Annotated in this window: 19 protein-coding genes and 2 pseudogenes; 6 read left to right on the top strand and 15 right to left on the bottom strand. The window is 64.7% G+C overall.

Going from position 1 to position 20,450, the window contains the following annotated elements:
• Positions 1-7: 7 nt before the first annotated feature.
• From arsA to arsM, 4 genes are read right to left on the bottom strand one after another with little or no spacing between them, the layout of a single operon-like run.
• Entirely contained in the window at positions 8-1,789 is a 1,782-nt protein-coding gene (gene arsA / locus FB459_RS00100; RefSeq protein WP_141927004.1) for an arsenical pump-driving ATPase, read from the bottom strand.
• Between the two features lie 14 nt (positions 1,790-1,803).
• Complete coding sequence (gene arsD, locus FB459_RS18155) at positions 1,804-2,625, bottom strand: arsenite efflux transporter metallochaperone ArsD (RefSeq protein WP_425472262.1); 822 nt, start codon at positions 2,623-2,625, stop codon at positions 1,804-1,806.
• Positions 2,618-3,727, bottom strand: coding sequence for an ACR3 family arsenite efflux transporter (gene arsB / locus FB459_RS00090; protein ID WP_211345100.1), 1,110 nt, complete (start codon positions 3,725-3,727; stop codon positions 2,618-2,620). Before arsB ends, arsD begins: the two co-directional genes overlap by 8 nt.
• Entirely contained in the window at positions 3,724-4,476 is a 753-nt protein-coding gene (gene arsM, locus FB459_RS00085; RefSeq protein WP_141927003.1) for an arsenite methyltransferase, read from the bottom strand. The genes arsB and arsM overlap by 4 nt, the downstream gene beginning before the upstream one ends.
• A 78-nt stretch (positions 4,477-4,554) precedes the next feature.
• Between arsM and FB459_RS00080 the strand changes: the two genes are divergently transcribed.
• Positions 4,555-4,908, top strand: coding sequence for an ArsR/SmtB family transcription factor (locus tag FB459_RS00080; protein WP_141927002.1), 354 nt, complete (start codon positions 4,555-4,557; stop codon positions 4,906-4,908).
• 1 nt (position 4,909) lies between these two features.
• Here FB459_RS00080 and FB459_RS00075 read toward each other — a convergent pair whose 3' ends face one another.
• The 5 genes and pseudogenes from FB459_RS00075 to FB459_RS18150 all read right to left on the bottom strand — a co-directional run.
• The gene (locus tag FB459_RS00075; RefSeq protein WP_141927001.1) at positions 4,910-5,356 is read right to left on the bottom strand and encodes a hypothetical protein; all 447 of its coding nucleotides are present in this window, start codon (positions 5,354-5,356) and stop codon (positions 4,910-4,912) included.
• A gap of 51 nt (positions 5,357-5,407) precedes the next feature.
• Positions 5,408-7,072, bottom strand: coding sequence for a TniQ family protein (locus FB459_RS00070; protein ID WP_246092508.1), 1,665 nt, complete (start codon positions 7,070-7,072; stop codon positions 5,408-5,410).
• Between the two features lie 94 nt (positions 7,073-7,166).
• Positions 7,167-8,231: a TniB family NTP-binding protein gene (locus FB459_RS00065; RefSeq protein ID WP_141926999.1), complete on the bottom strand. Its 1,065-nt coding sequence runs from the start codon at positions 8,229-8,231 to the stop codon at positions 7,167-7,169.
• Positions 8,228-9,739: an integrase gene (locus tag FB459_RS00060; RefSeq protein WP_246092580.1), complete on the bottom strand. Its 1,512-nt coding sequence runs from the start codon at positions 9,737-9,739 to the stop codon at positions 8,228-8,230. Before FB459_RS00060 ends, FB459_RS00065 begins: the two co-directional genes overlap by 4 nt.
• 81 nt (positions 9,740-9,820) lie before the next feature.
• Positions 9,821-10,039 (bottom strand): annotated as a pseudogene (locus tag FB459_RS18150) (helix-turn-helix domain-containing protein); the annotation flags it as partial.
• Between the two features lie 33 nt (positions 10,040-10,072).
• On the opposite strand from FB459_RS18150, the gene FB459_RS00055 reads away from it, so the two are divergent.
• A protein-coding gene (locus FB459_RS00055; protein WP_370447369.1) for an IS3 family transposase occupies positions 10,073-11,346 on the top strand; the annotation gives its coding sequence in 2 pieces (ribosomal slippage) (positions 10,073-10,421 and positions 10,421-11,346; 1,275 coding nt in all).
• A gap of 299 nt (positions 11,347-11,645) precedes the next feature.
• On the opposite strand, the gene FB459_RS00050 is transcribed toward FB459_RS00055, so the two are convergent.
• Complete coding sequence (locus FB459_RS00050) at positions 11,646-12,305, bottom strand: TnsA-like heteromeric transposase endonuclease subunit (protein ID WP_170221620.1); 660 nt, start codon at positions 12,303-12,305, stop codon at positions 11,646-11,648.
• A 253-nt stretch (positions 12,306-12,558) separates the two neighbouring features.
• On the opposite strand from FB459_RS00050, the gene dnaK reads away from it, so the two are divergent.
• From dnaK to FB459_RS00030, 4 genes are all read left to right on the top strand, one after another.
• Positions 12,559-14,448, top strand: coding sequence for a molecular chaperone DnaK (gene dnaK / locus FB459_RS00045; protein ID WP_141926996.1), 1,890 nt, complete (start codon positions 12,559-12,561; stop codon positions 14,446-14,448).
• Positions 14,445-15,221: a nucleotide exchange factor GrpE gene (locus FB459_RS00040; RefSeq protein WP_246092241.1), complete on the top strand. Its 777-nt coding sequence runs from the start codon at positions 14,445-14,447 to the stop codon at positions 15,219-15,221. Before dnaK ends, FB459_RS00040 begins: the two co-directional genes overlap by 4 nt.
• Positions 15,222-15,299: 78 nt before the next feature.
• Entirely contained in the window at positions 15,300-16,295 is a 996-nt protein-coding gene (locus tag FB459_RS00035; RefSeq protein WP_141926995.1) for a DnaJ C-terminal domain-containing protein, read from the top strand.
• Positions 16,295-16,735, top strand: a complete 441-nt coding sequence (locus FB459_RS00030) for a heat shock protein transcriptional repressor HspR (RefSeq protein ID WP_141926994.1) — start codon at positions 16,295-16,297, stop codon at positions 16,733-16,735. Before FB459_RS00035 ends, FB459_RS00030 begins: the two co-directional genes overlap by 1 nt.
• A gap of 40 nt (positions 16,736-16,775) precedes the next feature.
• On the opposite strand, the gene FB459_RS00025 is transcribed toward FB459_RS00030, so the two are convergent.
• The 5 genes and pseudogenes from FB459_RS00025 to FB459_RS00005 all read right to left on the bottom strand — a co-directional run.
• A complete protein-coding gene (locus FB459_RS00025; RefSeq protein ID WP_141926993.1) occupies positions 16,776-18,518 on the bottom strand; it encodes a pyruvate dehydrogenase in 1,743 nt (580 codons plus the stop codon).
• A 75-nt stretch (positions 18,519-18,593) separates the two neighbouring features.
• Positions 18,594-18,773 (bottom strand): annotated as a pseudogene (locus tag FB459_RS18145) (amidohydrolase); the annotation flags it as partial.
• Positions 18,774-18,794: 21 nt separating this feature from the next.
• The gene (rocD, locus tag FB459_RS00015) at positions 18,795-20,018 is read right to left on the bottom strand and encodes an ornithine--oxo-acid transaminase (RefSeq protein ID WP_141926992.1); all 1,224 of its coding nucleotides are present in this window, start codon (positions 20,016-20,018) and stop codon (positions 18,795-18,797) included.
• Positions 20,015-20,194, bottom strand: a complete 180-nt coding sequence (locus FB459_RS00010) for a hypothetical protein (protein ID WP_141926991.1) — start codon at positions 20,192-20,194, stop codon at positions 20,015-20,017. Before FB459_RS00010 ends, rocD begins: the two co-directional genes overlap by 4 nt.
• A 61-nt stretch (positions 20,195-20,255) precedes the next feature.
• Positions 20,256-20,450 (bottom strand): SRPBCC family protein (locus FB459_RS00005; RefSeq protein WP_484455996.1); only part of this gene is annotated, 195 nt, incomplete at its 5' end.

Below are 20,450 nucleotides of genomic sequence, written 5' to 3'. Positions count from 1 at the left end.
TATGAGGTCAAGCAGGTTGGTGGGTTGAGGTCGTAAGGCGTCGCAGCGCGTCGGGGCCGTGCGGTTCATCGGCAAGCATCGGGATGATCGCGGTGCGCCCGGCGAGTGCGGTGACGCGTTCGAGTTGTGGTTGTTCTGCTGCTGCACGTGCTCGCAGCAGCGAGGACGACGGTCGGGCCGCAGCAAGGGAGGCGTTGACGACCCAAGCCCATGGATGGATGTCGGCTCGTTCGAGATCGTGTTGAAGCTCGGCGGCTTCAAGGACTGGTGTGGTGTCGGGCAGGGTGACGATGACGACTTTGGTGAGGTCAGGGTCGCGCAGCCGCATCAACGGGGTTGTGTAGGTGCCGGTTTCGCCCATGCTGCGTGCGATGTCGCGGTGGTAGGAGCCGGTCGCGTCCATCAGCAGCAGTGTGTGTCCGGTGGGCGCGGTGTCCATGACGACGAAGTGGCGGCGGGCTTGGTTGACCAAGTGAGAGAACTGTCCGAACACTGCGACTTCCTCGGTGCACGGCGACAGCAGGTCTTCGGCCAGGCGTGCCCGACCGGCGTCGTCGAGCTTGTTGCCTTTGCTGGCCATGACCTTGTCGCGGTACTCCTGGGTCGCGACGCGGGGGTCGATCCGAGACACCGTGAGGTTGCCAATGCTCTGGTGATCCAGCACCTCATCCAGGTGAGCAGCCGGGTCGGTGGTGGTCAGGTGGGCTGTGTGACCGCGATCGGCAAGGGCGATTGCGATCGACGCTGCGACTGTGGTCTTGCCGACGCCGCCCTTGCCCATGCACATGATCAGGCCGTGGTCAGCGGTGGCGAGTTCGTCGACGAGCCTGTCGAGCGAGCCGAGGTCAGGGTGCTGCGCGTTTTCCATGAACGTCGCAATCTCGGTATCGCCGGTGTGGAGCAGCGCGCGTACCGTGTCAACCCCGACGACGGTTTGGGCGTGCAGTGGCACTGTGGTCAGCGGCAGTTGGCGCAGGACTGGTGGCATCTCGGAGATCGCGTTGTGTTCCCGTCCCCGGACAGCCTCAGCCAGTGCGTCTGATTCGCCATCGCTGACAGCCTTGGGAAGGACGGCATTGATGACCAGGTGTTGGCCGGTGATGCCGATGGCGGCGAGTTCCGCGCTGGTGCGGGCAGCCTCGCGCAGCGTGGATTGCTGAGCACGGGCGACCAGGACCAGCCGGGTCTGCGCAGGATCGGCCAACCGGCGCACAGCCTCGGCGTAGACCGTGCGGGTGCGATCCAGGCCCGCCATCGGGCCGAGACACGAAGCGTCACCTTTTCCGGCGTCCAGGAACGAGGTCCACTCGCCAGGTAGTTGCAGCAACCGGATGGTGTGCCCCGTGGGTGCGGTGTCGAAGACGACGTTGTCGTACTCGGCGATCCGTTCTTCGTCGGCCAGGAAGCTGGTGAACTCGTTGAACGAGGCGATCTCAGTGGTGCACGACCCGGAAAGCTGCTCAGTGATCGAGTCCAGCTCGGCTTGCGGGAGCAGGTCACGCACGGGGGCGATGATCTTCTCCCGATACGCCTCGGCGGCCTGGTTCGGGTCGATCTCCAACACGTCCAGGCCAGGCACCTGCGGCACAGGGGTGATCCTGTCGCCGACAGTCAGGCCGAAGACCTGCCCCACGTTCGAGGCAGGATCGGTCGACAACAACAGCACCCGCTTGCCCGCGTCCGCCAACCGAACAGCCGTGGCGCACGCCAGAGAGGTCTTCCCGACACCGCCCTTGCCGGTGAAGAACACGAACCGAGGCAGATCAGCCAGAAACCGGGGCATGGTCATCAGGTGACTCCCTTTCAGCAGCAACCGGTTCCAGCGTCCGGGCTGCACCCGCCGGTCGGCGCGGACGAGGTCAGGCCCAGGTCAGTTACGCCGGTTGGCAACGCGGTGGACGACGTGACGCCAGCAAACCTGACCAGTTCCTCCCGACTGGGGTAGCGCCCAGTCACGGCAGTGACGCCGTCGACGGTGGTCAGCGGCAAACCGGCTGACCCGGCAATGCGCAGGAAGTCTGCGACTGCCGTGTTCGTGGTAAACGCGGTTGGGTCGTTGGCGAGGTTGTGCCGTTGGAGATCAGCGCCCCGGCTTCGTAGGTGATCCAGGTCGGCGGTGAACCGGACCAGTTCGTCGTCGAGATCGGGTCCGCAGACCCCGGTGTTGCAGCACAACGCTGGCTCGTACACCCGCACGACCGGTGCGGTATGCCTACTGAGTTCGTCGATGAGCGCGTCAACGCGGTCGGTGATGTCGTCACGCACGAGACGCATCCGCTCGACGCCCTCGATCCCACGTGTGGACGGTTCGTCAGTGGTCCACACCTCGATCGACCCGGCCATGCCCTCGACCGGATCGACCGCGGCTTCAGTGCCCAGGACCACGACCCGGTCGACTCGTCGTAGCAGGTTCTCGTCGATCGGCTTCGGGTGCTCGCCAGCCATTGATGCGCCGACTTCTTCAACGACCTGCGCGGACAATCCATTGACCGCGTCGCCGGGGCGGGTACCAGCTGAGTGAACCTCGACGGAGCCGTCAGCGCGATGACGCATCAGCGCAGCCGCCATCTGCGACTTGCCACCGTTCTTCACACACACGAACAACACAGACGGACGGTCAGCCACGAGAAGCCTCCGAGGCGGTAGCAGGAGAATGAGTGAAACGAGAGCGCAAGGCCAAGGCGACATACACCAGTGCGACCAGCACCGGCACCTCGATCAGGGGGCCGACGACCCCGGCAAGGGCTTGCCCGGACGTCACACCGAAGGTCGCGATCGCGACGGCGATGGCCAGTTCGAAGTTGTTCCCGGCAGCGGTGAACGCGAGGGTGGTGGTGCGTTCGTAACTCATACCGAGCGCCCGGCCCATCAGGTAGCCGCCGCCCCACATCAGCACGAAGTACGCCAACAGCGGCAGCGCGATTCGGGCGACGTCCAACGGCTTGGAGGTGATCTGGTCACCTTGGAGTGCGAACAGGATCACGATGGTGAACAACAAGCCGTACAGCGCCCACGGTCCGATTTTCGGCAGGAACGAACGCTCGTATGCTGCGCGACCCCACCGCTTCTCACCGACTCGACGGCTGAGGTACCCCGCCAGGAGAGGGATACCGAGGAAGACCAGCACCGAGCCCGCAATGTGCCACGGTGAGACATCAAGGTTGGTTTGGGCCAGGCCGAGCCAGCCGGGCAACACCGACAGATAGAACCATCCGAGTGCCGCGAACGCGATCACTTGGAAGACGGAGTTGATCGCCACCAGCACGGCGGCTGCCTCACGGTCGCCGCAGGCCAGGTCGTTCCAGATGATGACCATCGCGATGCACCGAGCCAGCCCGACAATGATCAGCCCGGTGCGGTATTCCGGCAGGTCCGGCAAGAAGATCCAGGCCAGGGCAAACATCAGCGCGGGACCGACCACCCAGTTCAACAGCAGACTCGACATCAACAGGCGACGGTCGCCGGTCACTGTGTCGAGCCGGTCGTAGCGCACCTTCGCCAACACCGGATACATCATCACCAGCAACCCCAGCGCGATCGGCAGCGAGACCCCTTCGATCTCAACCGCGCTCAAGGTCGACCCGATACCCGGCACGATGCGGCCCAGCAACAGGCCAGCAACCATCGCGGCGATGATCCACACCGGCAAGAACCGATCCAAGGTGGACAGTTTCGCGGCGACCGAGTCGTGCTCGGTCGGTGTGTCCAATCGATCTACCTGCGTCATGACCGCACCGCCCGAACGATCGCTGCTTGCGCGTAGTCGTGCACAGCGTGGGTGTACCGGACTTCGACCTCAGACCACCCGGCCCTGTCCAACGCCTGCCGGTACTGGGCTTCGGTAAGCGCGCCTGCGATGCAGCCGGTGAACGCAGCCATATCGGCGCGTGTGACGTCGTCCATGTTCTCGGAGGCGATCACATCGGACACTGCGAACCGGCCACCCCGCTTGGTGACTCGCGCGGCTTCGGCGAGCACGATGTTCTTGTCGGCGGCCAGGTTGATCACACAGTTGGAGATGACGACATCGACCGAAGCGTCAGGCAGCGGGATGTCTTCGAGGTAGCCCTTGACGAACTCTACGTTGCTGGCTCCGGCATCGGTCGCGTTGCGGCGGGCAAGGTCGAGCATTTCGTCGGTCATGTCCAGGCCGATCACCCGACCAGCCGAACCGACCCGGCGTGCTGAGATCAGTACGTCACCACCGGCACCGGACCCGAGGTCCAGCACAGTTTCACCCTCGTGCAGATCAGCGACAGCCGTGGGGACGCCACAGCCCAAGGATGCCTCGACCGCTGCGCCAGCCTCATTCGCAAGAGCAGAGTCGTACAGCCCGGACCCGAACACAATCGTGCCGTCATCGGTGACGTTGCCGTCATACACCGTGGATTCACAACACCCACCGCCGGTTACCGAACGCGCAGATTCGGCGTACCTCTGCCTCACCTGCTCGCGAATGTCGGCCTGGTCGGCCATGCCACAACCTCCACTGAATCGATAACTGTCGATGCAGTAAGCCTGGCGGGTTGCTTCGACATTTGTCAATATGGAGTCATGACGAACTCTGCGCCCGGTGTCGAACCCGACTGCTGCGTCCCCGGCGAGCCCGCGGGCCTCTGCGCTGCGGACGCCGAGTACACCGCCGCGCTCCTCAAAGCGGTCGCCGACCCAATCCGGCTGCGCCTGTTCATCCGCATCGCCGCGGTGGACGATTCGCTGTGCGTGTGCGACATCCAAGACGTCGGCGTCTCGCAGCCGACCGTGTCGCACCACCTGAAAAAGCTGCGCGACGCGGGCCTGGTCGACTGCGAACGACGCGGCACCTGGGTGCACTACTGGCCTACCGAACGGGGCGCTCGTCTCAGCCAGGCCGTCAACTCTTTGGTGGGCGGGCACATCGGTGCATGAGTCAGTGCTTATCCCGGCGCGAGAGGGTTCTGTCCGCTGAGCTGCGGAGGGCTGCTGCTGCGATTAACGGCAAGGCCGTCGCTTCGGTGTTCGGAAACCGCCGATTCCAATCCCTGCGATGCATCGCAGGGATTGGTGCTGAGGTGGCGATGGGATCGAAGTACCAGTGGACGCGTTGGTTGTCCACTTCGCAGGTGTGAGTGATGAGCGACCGAATGAAGACGGGGCAGTCGGCTGTGGCTATGTCGTCTCTTAGGACCTGTCGGCGGGCGTTGTGCAGGAAGCGCAGCCATTCTGGTCGGTGGGGCTCAACACCCAACACCTCACGGTGGTACTCATTGAGCCAGTCAGTCACATCGTCTTCGATCAGGTCTTCTTCGCACGATGCAAGGACGGCGTCGATGGCTTGCCGACGCACGAGTGCGAAGTCAGAGTGCTCTGCGATCACGCTGCCCTGCTGGATTGCCGGACCCTGAACAGGGGCGTGGGTGGGATCGCTTCAAGGCGGTGCCCACGTGAGTGGTCCGTCGTCTTCTTCGCCGGCGGCGGCCTCGATGCAACGCCGGATATCTTGTAGCAGTGCCGTGACTTCTGGTCGATTCACGAGTGACAGATGACGGTCCACGTGTTCCTTGGGCATGCAGGGTAGGCCAAGCGGTGCAGGTGCCAAGCGAATGTCACCGCCTGTGTATACGGTCCAGAACAGCCGCGCCCATTCACGCGAATCGATCCCCGGAACCGGGCTTCCCGTTTGCGCCACGACGCGGCTGGTGCAGGAATGAACCCACTTGCCATCGAATGTTCGTAATCGACGCTTGTGGTAGCCGATGGGTGGAGGATCGGCAGCGAGCCGCACGCCCAAATCCTCTAGTTCTTGGTGCAGCGTGCCCCGGAGGTCTCGCTTGCGGAGCCACCTCAAACGTGCCGGTGGTCTGGTTCGGTATGAGGCTGGTAGTTGGTTCTCGATCGCGAGGTACTGCCAGGACCGGTTAGACCCAAGTCGGCCCAGCAACAGCGCATCGGTGGCTCGGTCAAGGTCGTCCTTGCGCAGGTGCTCGGAGATCGTGCCGGGCCACAACGCCTGCGGTATCCACGCCAACGACAACTCCTGTTCCCTCGGGGTGAAGCCCTCGGTTGGGCGTCGCGTAGCGTCCGTGGGGTAGCTCGGTCGTCGACTGGCCGTCCGGTACGTCAACTGCTTGCTGGGGGACATCGTGGCGACGTTCGCGCTCAACGCGATGTGAGTCAGAATCGGGTTGTGTGTTGTGTGGGCAGCGGCACGACTGGCGTATAGCGGAGCCTGGCGACTATGACGTCCGAGAGATCGAAGCAAGTGTTCGTTCGCTGCGAATGGGTCGGTCTCACTCAGGATCGCCACGCCGTCGTACAGACGGCTCATCTGCCACTGCGGGTCGGCACCCACCGAGAAGGGGCTACCGCCGCCATGCGGGTCAGATGCGCTCAACACTTCGAACAGAAGCGACAGGACGTCGGCGAATTGGAACTCCTGGTCAAAGAGCGGCCAGCGCAAGTCACCCCGATCGCTATTGCTGGCGAGTCGGTCGATCAGTTGCTGAGTGTTGACTTCGTGCTTGGATGCGACAGGCTCGTCGGTGACGCCGTCACGGAGGTCGAAACAGCACCGTGGAATCCTTCGTCCTCGCCCACTCGGGACTCGTTTCAACAGGCGCGCACATTCCCAGCCCGGCGCAAAACCGTCGAGCCACGCCCGCGACGACCACGGCCTCCCACCGCACCCAGGGCAGGTGGTGCGCAGGAACACCTGGTGGTCGAGGCAGACCATCGACAAAGGTTGCTCCCACAGGTGCTTCCAACCGCCGCCTCGATCGGCCAGACACCGCGGACAGAACCGTGACCCCGGCTTGTTCCGGGAGTGCAACGGTCGGTACTCGGTGAAGTATCGGTCGAGTGCATGTTGGGAGGCGAGGCTCAGTTCACTTGGCGCAAAAAGCCGTTGCGGCTCTAACCCCAGCGCATCGCAGATGACATCGTGATGAGTGTCCAGGCCCGATTGGAAGTTCTGGAGCGTCCATGCGTTAGCGGTGATGCCCATGGATGCCAACAGGGACCGCACACTCATCCGGTAGCGATGAGCGAACCTAACCGCCCAACTCGCAGCAGGCTCATCATCAAGCGGTAGCACCGCAATTGGCAGACGCTGCGGATCAAACCCGGCAGAAATCGGGCGAAGGCTGCCGCTCGGGAATGTCTCCCCGTGTTGCGGCAGGCGCTGTGGATTACCCGGCGCGGGCACTGGTCTCTGCTGCGTTGTCACCGGTTGCTGCTGCAAGCACTTCAGGAGTGATTCGCTCGACCCCGTTGCGGATCGCGACGTAACTGGCACGGTCCAACAGATTGGTCAGTGACCCGATGCAGCCCTGGGTGCGGCGATCAAGTTCCTTGGCGTGACCAACCAACATGCCGGGTGCGGCGTCGAGAAGGATCAGGTGACTTTCCAGCGTCGACAAAAGCTGGACCCAAGCTCGAAAGCCTGCATCGGAGCTGATCGAGAACGGTGCAATCGGCACCCTCGTCGAACGCCGGGATGTTTGAGCGTAGGACGCGTCCTCGCCGATGAGTCCTTCGTCGAAGAAGCGTTTCTCAGTGAGTCGAACACCCACGTAGATGAACGTGACTGGCATCTCGTTCGCCAGACCTTTGAGGTGGTTGCTGACGTCGCGACCGTTGCGGTGCTTGAAGTCGATGAAGTGAATGTCGTCGATGATGATCAATTGGGTTTCGCAGGACCGCACACAGTCCACGGCCAGAGCGCCCAGCCGGGACGTGCTGGCCCGCGTCGCGCCCGGATGTCCGTAGAACGACAGAATCTTCTGGTTCAAGCCTTTGAGGGTGATGCCCGCATCCAACGGCACAAAGGCCACTGGAAGCCGTTGGTGACCCTCGCGCGTGGACGGGCCATGGCGTCGAAGAGTGCGACGGTGGAACTCACGCGCGTAACGCGTCGCAATCGTGGTCTTCCCCAGCGCTGGCGCGGCATCGATCACGACCGAGCCACGCAGACGGTCACCATCGCGCCGGTTGGATGCCATCACCTGCTCGATGACGTCGAACGCATTGTTCAGTTGGGCAGTTTTCACCGCGGGCGGGTTCGCATTCCACACCATCCGGGCTTCGTTGTAGTCCTCACGTTCGTCATCCGAAAGTGTCTGCAACTTCTCGACTGTCAGGCGTTCGAGCGAAGGGCGTGGTGCCGACTGCGCGAAGGCGTCCCAGCCATGCTTTGTCGCCATGTTGAACCGCTGAGGCTCGTTCTCTCGCAGCCACTTCGCCCACGTGTTCATTCGTCGAAGACCTCCAACCGTCCGTCGTCGCCTTCGGAGCAGTACCGCTCGAACACTTCGTCCAGGTCATCCACAAGCGAGGGCTGGCGTTGACGCTGTTCCCGTGCCGACAGGAGGTCGATAATCGCGGGGACGGACGCGTTGGTTGTCTGCGCCGCAGGTGGTGGGTTCGTTGGGCGGCTGCTGCTCAGTCGCAGTGCGAGTGACTTTTCGCGCCTGGTCGAGACCTCGTCCTGGCTCCATGCGAGGAGAAGGTCGGTGACTGCCGTCAGCGGGTCGACGTGGCGGTTGTCGCGTAACGCAAGCTGCTTGGTGTACTCGGCTGCTTCATGTGAGAACGGCTGGTCAAGAGCGGGGGCGTGCTCCCAAGCCAGCGTACTGAACTCGTGAGTCACAGGGTCTTGGAACCAGACGTTTCTGACGTCATGGCGATCAACGAAGATCGGCCACTTTCCCGCGTTAAGACCCCCATGCGGCGACTTCGTGTTGCGGTACTTGTTGAGGCCGGGCCCGTCGTAACGTCGTCCGTCAACCTCCACCCCGTAGTGCTGAATCGTTCTCCACGCAACTTCCAGGAACGAGAACGCTAGGTCCGGATTCGTAGGGACGAGAAGCCCGCCCGCCTTGGCGAGACCTACCTCGAACATTTCGAGCGGAGAGAACACCGCACCGGGGACCTCCGGAACGCACAGCCCGTCGTGCTTGCTGCGGTGGTACACCGTACCCACCCATTCACGGATGATCTGTTCAAGTTCGGACACGTAGTAGAACGCCTTGCCCTCGACATCCTCACCACGGTTGTAGACGTCAGGCCCCTTGTACGCAGGCAGATGCTGCAAGAGCCCCTCCCGCAGCGTTCGGAAGAACCGCTCGACGGTTGGTTTGTCAGTCGGCTTGTACGGGATCGCAGGTTGGATCGTGATACCCAGCCGGGCACACGCCGACGTGACGTGGGAGGAGATGTACACCTTGCCGTGATCAACCACGATCGCCTCCGGCAAACATGCCGGGATCCCATCGAGTCGCTCCTGTGAAACCCCATCGGGCTCCTCGGTCCCGACGAGAAGATTCCGAGGAACGCCGTGGAAGGGCCAATGGCCATCATCGGAAGCGTCCCGTTGAGGTACGACGCATTGGTACAAGACGTTCGCAACGTCAGCCGACGTAGTGGAGATCGGGGTGAGGCGGAGGCCGAGAATGCATCGCGTAAACAAGTCTTGGGCCACAGTCAGTTCCACAGGAACCCATCGCAGTGTCACGGGCTCCATGGCAAACACATCCAACGGAGTGGTGTCCAGAACGACGTACTCTCCGGGGCGTGTCGCACGTAGACGCCCATATGGTCCATCGGGCCGACGAGCGACAGAGCGCCGCTGCTTCGCGCTCCCGAACGCGTGCCGACCCTTGGACAGTTCGGTGAGGCGACGGTATCCGGTGCTCTTGGACGGGTTAGGTACTTCGCCGGGGCCATGCATCTCATCCAGCCGCTGGCGGATTTTGTCGAGCACCACATTCATGGTGGGGGTCGATCGGGACGTGAAGTCCGCCAATACGACCAGACATGCTTCGTCCCAGCGGGGGTCCACACCGGACCTATAACGACCAGTTGTACGACTATGGGCCAGGCCCGCGACACCACCCTCTCGGTAAGCCAGTACCCATCGCTCCAACGTCCGAGTTGAGACGCCCTCTGTCTTCGCAGCGTCGATCAACCGCTCCTGCATCGGACGGTCCGTGTCGTGAAGCAGGGCGCGTACGACGCTTGCGCGGGGCCTGACCCCGGTTCTTGGACACGCTGAATCCAGCACCTGGTGCTGGGGAAGCGAGATGATCCGAGAATCATGGCCAGGAAGAACTACTCCGAGGAGTTCCGTCGTCAGGCCGTCGACTTGTACGAGTCCACCCCGGGCGCCACGGTCCGCGGCATCGCCGAGGACCTCGGCATCGTGCGTGGCACGCTGCGGGGTTGGCTCGAGGTCTACGGGACCGGCAAGAAGACCGCCGCTGACGGGACGTTGACCTCCAGCCCGCTGCAAGCCAAGACGTCCGCCGCGAGCTCGTCGGCACCGACGGACGAGACGCCGGAGCAGAGGATCGCCCGGCTCGAGGCCGAGAACGCGGCGTTGCGAGCGGAGACCACCAAGCTCACGACCGAGCGGGAGATCCTGCAGCGGGCGGCCAAGTATTTCGCCGGGGAGACGCGCTGGTGAGTCGCTTCCAGTTCGTCGCCGACAACTCCGCCACCTTCGAGGTGAAGCGACTGTGCGAGCTCGTCGAGATCGAGCGCTCGTCCTACTACGCCTGGCTCAAGGCCGCGCCGGCCCGCGAAGCCAGAGCAGCTGACGACGCAGCGCTGGCTGAGCGGATCAGAGCGGTCCATGCCGAGGACAACACTCAGGGCGCGCCGCGGATCACCGCCGAGCTCAACGCTCAACTCGGTGACAGCGCGGCTGCCGGTGAGCGGGTCAACCACAAGCGTGTCGCGAGGGTGATGCGCTTTGAGGGCATCCGCGGCTACATGAAGAAGCGCCGGGTCCGCACCACGATCCCCGAGCCGTCGGGGCAGAAGTACCCCGACCTGCTCCAGCGTGACTTCACCGCCGAGCGCCCCAACGAGCGCTATGTCGGCGACATCACCTACCTGCCGCTGGCCGACGGGACGAACCTGTACTTGGCGACCGTGATCGACTGCTACTCCCGTCGGCTGGCCGGGTGGGCCATCGCCGACCACATGCGCACCGAACTCGTCGAGGACGCCCTCAAGGCCGCCGCCGCGACCCGGGGCAGCCTCAAGGGCGCTGTGTTCCACAGCGACCACGGGTCGGTCTACTGCTCGAAGGCCTACGCCAAGCTCTGCCGCAAGCTCGGCGTGACCCAGTCCATGGGCGCCGTCGGATCCAGCGCGGACAACGCCCTCGCAGAGTCGTTCAACGCCACGATGAAGCGTGAAGTCCTCCAAGACGCCGCCTGCTGGAGTGACGAGCTGACCTGCCGTCGGCAGGTCTTCAGATGGCTCGTCCGCTACAACACCAAGCGACGCCACTCGTGGTGTCGCTACACCTCGCCGGTCGCCTTCGAGACCGGCTACACCGCTACGCTGCGACCTGCTGCGTAATCACACCCCGTGTCCAAGATCCGGGGGTAGGGCCCCGCGGTGCTCCACCTTCGATCGCGCATTGGGTGCAAGGTTGCTCAACACCAGGTTCGATGAAGGGATCGACGCATCGGATTCGGTGGCGTTCTCGGCGCGATCACCGACCAGTCGGGCCGACGTCAGCACGTGAGCGGTAGCGACACTGCGCAGTTCGCCGTCCCGAGACAACAAGCACGCGGTATGTCCTAGCTCGGTCACCGACCAGATCTGACCGTCCAGCCATACCGTGGAGCCAACGCGTAACTCGATCACTTGGGCATTCACGGCGATCCCCACACGTCAGACACGGACAGCGGCGTCTTCAAATTCGTGACCGTAAGCCCTTCCCAGCCATCGCCGAGGCGAGCAAGCCCCGTGGACATCGATAAAGCTGCGGGATCGTGCGCGAACAGTGATCGGCGTCGGCCCACTGCAAGGGCACGGATGTTTGCCAGGATCACAGGATCGCCACCAGTCCAGACTTCATACGCCCACCCGCGACTGGCACAGACCTCGCGCGTCCATCTGAAAACCACTTCGACTTCCGCCTTCGTCGCGAACTGTGCAGGTTTCACATCCACCACCAAGGGTGGTGCACCCACTCGACTCAGCATGAAGTCAGGCGCATGACGCCGCAGCGCATCACCATCGCGACCAGACATCCAGAAGGGCTGAGCGGCGATCCAGGTCACCGACGAGTCGAAGTCGGCCAGCCACAGCCGGTCCAACTCCAACCGGCTTTCATACGGGACGTGGCCCTGCGTCGTTGCCGACCAAAACAAACCCGAATAGTGCCGTTGCCCAGCGCGGGACCGAATCTTGCGAACCGGAAGGCCGCGGGCGACCCGTGCCTGATCCACGTGGCGCACCGAAGTAGTGACCTCCGTGCCGTCGTCCGCGACGTATCGAAGCTCGGTGTCGAGCAAAGTGTTCGTCGTCACACAACAAGGTTGCTCCGCCGACACGAAATTGAGACGCCCGACACGCCACCGACACGAAATTGAGAATCCGACACCAAATCTGGGTTCCTACAGCAAACCGACCAGAAAACTTTTGTCGGGTCGGGAATGATGGACGCGTCCAGGAGGTTGAGTCCATCAGACGCAAGTTTTCAGGGTCTCGACTTGACAATGTTTCGACACCCGGAGTTGAGTCGCCTGTAGTCCTGAACCCCACAACAAGGAGAACATCACCATGGCTCGTGCGGTAGGTATTGACCTCGGCACCACCAACTCGGCCGTTGCCGTCCTTGAGGGCAACGATCCGGAAATCATCGCGAACGCTGAGGGCGGCCGCACCACGCCGTCCGTCGTGGCTTTCGCCAAGAACAACGACGTCCTCGTCGGCGAGATCGCCAAGCGACAGGCGGTCACCAACGTCGACCGCACCATCCGTTCGGTCAAGCGCCACATGGGCACCGACTGGACCACCGACGAGATCGACGGCAAGAAGTACACGCCGCAGGAGATCTCCGCGCGCATTCTGATGAAGCTCAAGCGGGACGCCGAGTCCTACCTCGGCGAGGAGGTCACTGACGCGGTCATCACCGTCCCGGCGTACTTCGACGACGCCGAGCGTCAGGCCACCAAGGAGGCCGGCGAGATCGCAGGCCTCAACGTCCTGCGCATCGTCAACGAGCCCACCGCGGCCGCACTGGCATACGGCCTGGACAAGGGCAAGGAGGACGAGCTCATCCTGGTCTTCGACCTGGGTGGCGGCACCTTCGACGTCTCGCTGCTCGAGGTCGGCAAGGACCCCGAGGACGGCTTCAGCACCATTCAGGTGCGCGCCACCAGCGGTGACAACAAGCTCGGTGGTGACGACTGGGACCAGCGCATCGTCGAGCACCTGCTCACCACGGTGAAGAACCAGACCGGTGTCGACCTGTCCAAGGACAAGATCGCCATGCAGCGTCTGCGCGACGCCGCCGAGCAGGCCAAGAAGGAACTGTCTTCCTCGACGTCCACCAACCTGTCGCTGCAGTACCTGAGCATGGGTGAGAACGGTCCGATCCACCTGGACGAGACCATCACCCGCGCGCAGTTCGAGCAGATGACCAAGGACCTCCTGGAGCGCACCAAGACCCCGTTCCAGAACGTCATCAAGGACGCCGGCATCTCGGTCGGCGACATCGACCACGTCGTCCTCGTGGGTGGTTCCACCCGCATGCCCGCAGTCGCCGAGGTCGTCAAGGAACTCACCGGCAAGGAGCCCAACAAGGGCGTCAATCCGGACGAGGTCGTCGCCGTCGGTGCTGCCCTGCAGGCCGGTGTGCTGAAGGGTGAGCGCAAGGACGTGCTGCTCATCGACGTCACCCCGCTGAGCCTGGGTATCGAGACCAAGGGGGGTCTGTTCACCAAGCTCATCGAGCGCAACTCCGCGATCCCGACCAAGCGCACCGAGGTGTTCTCGACGGCCGAGGACAACCAGCCGTCCGTCGATATCCAGGTGTTCCAGGGTGAGCGCGAAGTGGCCAAGATGAACAAGCCGCTCGGCAACTTCGAACTCTCCGGCATCGCACCCGCCCCGCGTGGTGTGCCGCAGATCGAGGTCACCTTCGACATCGACGCCAACGGCATCGTGCACGTGTCCGCCAAGGACCGCGGCACGGGCAAGGAAGCCTCGATCCAGATCACCGGTGGATCCGCCCTCCCCAAGGAGGACATCGACCGCATGATCAAGGAGGCCGAGGAGCACGCCGCCGAGGACGCCAAGCGTCGCGAGGCCACCGAGGCGCGCAACACCGCCGAGCAGCTCGTGTACTCGACGGAGAAGTTCCTCGCCGACAACGGTGACAAGATCCCCGCCGATACCAAGACCGAGGTCGAGACCGCGACCAACGACCTGAAGGACGCGCTCAAGGACGAGAACACCTCCCCGGAGGACATCTCGGCCAAGAGCAAGACCCTCTCGGACGTCTCGCAGAAGATGGGCGCAGCGATGTACGCGTCCGAGAGCGCCGAAGGTGCGCCCTCGGGTGACGCCTCCACCGCAGGTGCCGCGGACGACTCCGCCCAGACCGCCGGTGACGACGACGTCGTCGACGCCGAGGTCGTGGACGACGACGAGTCGGACAAGAAGTGACCGACGATCAGGTGGGCTCCTCCCAGGAGGAGCCCACCGGGCCGGTCGTCCGGGACAAGCGCCGTATCGACCCCGAGACGGGCGAGCTGCGCGGCGCACACCCCGCAGATCATGAGAAGGAGGACGCCGTGAGCGACGACAGCAGCGCTGACAAGAGTGCCGAGAAGGGCTCCGAGAAGGGTTCGGGCAACGACGAGTTCGACCGGATCGTCGAGGCGGAAGGCGGCGACGGCGCGTTCGGTGGGGCGGTCGGCGACGACCTGCCCAATACCGAAGCGATCAACGACGACCCGCAGCAGACAACCGGTTCGAGCGCCGGTCCGAACGACGACGTCCACCCGGACACCGCGCTCGCCGCCGAGCGGTTGGCAGACCTGCAGCGACTGCAGGCCGAGTACGTCAACTACAAGCGGCGCGTCGACCGCGACCGCGAGATGGCGCACAGCGCCACCCTCGCCGGATTCGTGGAGTCGCTGTTGCCGGTGTTGGACGAGATCCACTACGCGCGCCAGCACGGCGACCTCGAGGAGGGTTCGCCGTTCGCCAAGATCGCCGCCAAGCTCGATGCGATCCTGGGTCGCTACGGCCTGGTCAGCTTCGGTGAGGTGGGCGACGCGTTCGACCCGATGCACCACGAGGCCCTGATGCACATCGAGGCCGAGGTGCCCGAGGGCAGCGAAGGCACCACCGTCGTTCAGGTGATGCAGCCCGGTTACAAGGTGGGCGAGCGCGTCGTGCGCCCGGCCCGCGTGGCGGTCGCAGACCCTCAGTGATGCAGTTCCCCGTCGTGGGCCACGCGGACGGGAAACAGATCGGAACCGTGGCCCACGACGAAGGATCAAGGAGAAAGCATGGCGAGCCAGGACTGGCTGGAGAAGGACTTCTACAAGATCCTCGGGGTGCCCCAGGACGCGTCCGAGGCCGACATCAAGAAGGCCTACCGCAAATTGGCCCGGCAGTACCACCCGGACAAGAACCCGGGCGACACGGTCGCCGAGCAGAAGTTCAAGGACGTCGGGGAGGCCAACTCCGTCCTCGGCGACAAGGACAAGCGCGCCGAGTACGACCAGTTGCGCGCGATGGTCGGCGGGGGAGCTCGCTTCACCGCAGGCGGTGGAGGAGGTGGCGCCGGAGCAGCCGGCTTTGAGGACCTCTTCGGTTCGATGTTCGGTGGCGGCGGTGCCGGTCCGGCCAGCGGCTTCTCCACCGGTGGCGGGCAGACCTTCAACCTGGACGACATCCTCGGCCAGTTCGGTGGTGGCGCAGGGGGATTCGGCGGCAACGGCGGATTCAGCCAAGCGGCCCCGAAGGGCCGCGACGTCCGTGCTCAGACCACCTTGTCGTTCCGTTCCGCGGCTGAGGGCGAGACCGTCTCGCTGCAGTCCGCCGACGGTTCGACGATCAAGACCCGTATCCCCGCGGGCGTGAAGGACGGACAGACGATCCGGCTGCGGGGCAAGGGGCAGCCCGGCCCCGGCGGTGCCGGCGACCTGCTGCTGGAAGTGCACGTGCAGCCGCACCCGGTGTTCGGCCGGGACGGCAACGACATCACCGTCGACCTGCCGGTCACCTTCGCCGAGGCGACCTTGGGCGCCACGGTCGCGGTGCCGACCCTCGACGGTTCGACCGTCAAGGTCAAGATCGCTCCCGGAACGCAGTCCGGTCAGGTGCTGCGGATCAAGGGCCGAGGCATCCAGGCCAAGTCCGGCGCGGGCAACCTGCTCGCGAAGGTGCACGTGGTGGTGCCGACAGATCTGTCGGACGACGACAAGAAGACGCTCGCCGAGATCGCCGACAAACGGGGCGGTGACCCGCGCGCCGATCTGATGGCGAAGGCGCGTCAGTGATGAACCGCTCGCCCATACCCGACATGGACGCCCCGGTGTATGTGATCTCGGTGGCGGCCGAGCTGGCCGGAATGCACGCTCAAACGTTGCGTCAGTACGACCGGCTCGGCATCGTCACCCCGTCGCGCACCCGGGGTGGCGGACGCCGTTACAGCGCCCGCGACATCGAGATGTTGCGGGAGGTGCAGCGCCTGTCCCAGGAGGAAGGCGTCAGCCTGGCCGGCATCGCCCGGATCATGGAGCTCGAGGCACAGGTCGACACCCTCCGCGCCAGGGTCCACGAACTTCAGGATCAGCTCCAATACGCCTCGGCGGCAAGAGTTTTCGCCGCTGCGCCGGACGGTCAGATCGTCGCACTGCGGCCGGGCGAACGTGCCCGTCGCCGGGCCCCGGGCACGTCCTTGGTGGTTTGGCGCCCCAGCGCTGATCTACACCCGTAGTCAAGGAAACCGGTCGCAATTGCGACCGGTTTCCTTGTCGTCAGCGGGGCAGGTTGCGCAGGTTGGACCGCGCCATCGACACCGCTTCTCCCGCGCCGCCGTTGAACACGATCTTGCTCATCGCCGTGGCGAATCCGAAGATCTGCGTGCCGGTCACCTTGGGCGGGATCGACAACGCGTTCGGGTCGGTCACGACGTCCACCAGTGCCGGCCCGTCGTGCGCCAGCGCTTCCCGGTACGCCTTCTCCAAGTGCTTCGGGTCCTCCACGCGAATCGACTTCCAGCCCATGGCTGCTGCGATCGCGGCGTAGTTGACCTCGGGCACGTCGACGCCGAAGTCGGGCAACTTGTCGACCAGCATCTCCAGCTTCACCATGCCCAGGGTCGAGTTGTTGAACACCACGACATTGATCGGCAGGTCGTGGGCCGCCGCGGTGAGCATCTCGCCCAGCAGCATGCCGAGGCCACCGTCACCTGACATCGAGATCACCTGCCGGTCGCGCTGGGCGAACTGTGCGCCGATGGCCTGCGGCAGCGCGTTCGCCATCGACCCGTGCAGAAACGAGCCGATGAGGCGGCGCGAGCCGAGCGGGTTGATGTACCGAGCACTCCACACGTTGCACATGCCGGTGTCGGCGGTGAACACCGCGTTGTCCGCCGCGACTTGGTCCAGGACGGACGCCGCGTACTCGGGGTGGATCGGCTTCTTCTTCTCCACGTTGCGCGTGTAGGCGCCTACTGCTTTGTCCATGAGCCCGTCGTGACGCTTGAGGGTCTTCTCCAGGAACTTGCGGCTCTTCTTACGCTGCACCAACGGGATCAGCGCGCGCAGGGTCGTACCCACGTCACCGTGTACCGGAATGTCCACGGAGGTACGTCGGCCGATCACGGCGGCATCGCGGTCGACCTGGGCCGTGGTGACGTCGGGTAAGAACTGGTCGTAAGGGAAGTCGGTGCCGAGCATGATCAGCAGGTCGGCGTCCTCCATCCCGGCCGCCGCAGCGCCGTAACCGAGCAAGCCGGTCATGCCCACGTCGTACGGGTTGTCGTACTGGATGAGCTCCTTGCCACGCAGTGAGTGCCCGACGGGTGCACCGATGAGGTCGGCGAGCTCGACGACGGCGTCGTGTTCGCCGGCGATGCCATGCCCGACGAAGAGAGCGACCTTGTCGGAGGCGTTGATGGCGTCGGCGAGCCGTTGCATGACTGCCGCCGGGGGAGTGAGGACTCCGCGCTCGACCGGAACATAGCGGGGCGCTTCTGCCGTCGCTTCCTCGTCGGCGACATCGCCGGGCAAGGTGATGACCGCGACGCCCGGCTCGGCCACCGCGTGCCTGATCGCGGACGCCACCACGCGGGGGGCCTGGGTCGGGGTGGAGATGAGCTCGGAGTAGACCGAGCACTCGTTGAAGATGCGGTCGGGGTGCGTCTCCTGAAAGTACCCCTGGCCGATCTGGGAGCTCGGGATGTGGCTCGCGATCGCGATCACCGGCGCGCCCGAACGATTAGCGTCGTACAGGCCGTTGATCAGGTGCAGGTTGCCCGGACCGCACGAGCCGGCGCACGCGACGAGTTCACCGGTGACCTGGGCATCGGCGCCGGCTGCGAACGCAGCGGCTTCCTCGTGGCGCACGTGGACCCAGTCGATCCCACCTTTCGCCGAACCGCCGGTGCGGCGCACGGCGTCGACCACCGGGTTGAGACTGTCGCCGACGATGCCGTAGATGCGGCGGACGCCGGCGTCCTGAAGTTGAGCGACGAGCTGATCAGCAACGGTTGTCATGGGTCCAGTTAACGCTGATTCGGCGGGGTTGTGCAGCTTGCGGCCTGTTCGGTGTGCCACGTCGGCGCACGCGGCTTACAGCTCGCTGTGGACGACCCGTCCGGCAATCACGGTGAGCACGGAATGCCGATTGCGCAGGGCATCGGCAGCGGTTCGGGTGGCATCGGAAGCCGGAAGCGGGTCGTCGTCCAGCACGACCAGATCTGCGGGGTGGCCGGGTGCGACCGTGCCCCAACCATCCGTGCTCGAGCCGGGCGTTGCCGACGACGAACGAGCTCATCGAATCGCGTCGGCCAGTGACTCGGAGATGGAGTCGGCGATGAGATCGATGTCCGACTCGGACGCCACGAGCGGGGGAGCGATACGCACGGTCGAGCCGTGGGTGTCCTTGACCAGGACACCGCGGTGCATCAGCGCGACACTCAGGTCGCGTCCGCTCATCACGTTCGGGTCGAGGTCGAGGCCGGCCCACAGTCCGCGGCTGCGGACGGTGACCACCGCGTCCCCGAGGCCGTTGAGACGTTCGGTGAGGCGTGCACCCAATCGGCTTGCGGCGTCCTGGAATTCGCCGGTACCGAGCATCGCGACGACCTCGCGTCCGACCGCCGCCGCCAACGGATTGCCGCCGAACGTCGAACCGTGGCTGCCCGGAGTGATGACGTCGAGCACGTCGTGGTTCGCGGCAATCGCAGAGACCGGCAGGATGCCGCCGCCGAGCGCCTTGCCGAGCACGACGATGTCGGGCACGACGTTCTCGTGTTCGACGGCCAGCGTGCGACCGGTCCGTGCCAGACCCGACTGGATCTCGTCGGCGATGAACAGCATGTTGTGCTGCGTGCAGAGTTCACGCACCCGGCCGAGGAAGCCGGCCGGCGGGATCACGACGCCACCCTCGCCCTGGATCGGCTCGACGAGCACGGCGATGGTCTCGTCGTTGATCGCGGCTTCGAGCGCCTCGGCGTCGCCGTAGGGAACAACCACGAAACCCGGTGTGAACGGCCCGAATCCGGCGCGCGCCTCCTCGTCCGTCGAGAACGAGACGATCGTGGTGGTGCGGCCGTGGAAGTTGCCGTCCATGACGATGATCTGCCCGCGTTCGGCCGGGATGCCCTTCACCTCGTGGCCCCAACGTCGTGCCACCTTCAGGGCCGTCTCGACGGCCTCGGCACCGGTGTTCATCGGCAGGATGACCTCCTTGCCGACGAGGTCACCGAGTTCGGCGGCGAACTCTCCGAGCTGGTCGTTGTAGAACGCGCGGCTGGTCAGGGTCAGCTTGCGCAGCTGGGTCTCGGCGGCGGCGATCAGCTGCGGGTGGCCGTGGCCGAAGTTGAGCGCGGAGTAGCCGGCGAGGCAGTCGAGGTACCGGTTGCCGTCGACGTCGGTCACCCAGGCGCCCTCACCGTGGGCGAGGACGACGGGCAGCGGGTGGTAATTGTGCGCGGCGCGCGACTCGGTGAGGTCGACGTGGTGCTGCGTGCTGGAAGCGGTGGATGCGCTCATGTGGTGACTCCTTCTTCGACAGTATTCACGGTAGGTGCTTCCTGGCGTCCGTGGCTCTTGGCGTACCAACAGGCCATGATTGCGCCGGCGACGGCGGCCATCGCAAGCACTGCCCAGGCCAGGCTGGCGTGGAACTGCCAGAGCGCGAGCGCACCGAGCTTCCTGCCCGCGAGCACACCACGAGGGTTCCGCGACGTTGCCGCGGAACCCTCGTAGAACGTTGTGCCCGAGAGGAACTCAGACGAGTTCGGACAGGCGCTGCAGGCTGTGCTCCAGCTTGTCCTTCTCGACCAGCGGGAAACTGATCTTCTTCAGCAAGTCCTTGTCGGTGACCTTGCTCCAGTCGTAGGTGAGCGTCACCTCGGTCTCGTGTTGGCCCTTCGGCTCCAGTTCCCAGACCCACTCCCAGCCCTTGGGCTCGGTGCCGGCGGG

This window comes from Yimella lutea (genome assembly GCF_006715095.1).
Lineage (GTDB): Bacteria > Actinomycetota > Actinomycetes > Actinomycetales > Dermatophilaceae > Yimella > Yimella lutea.
This window is presented reverse-complemented; position numbering and strand designations above follow the sequence as displayed.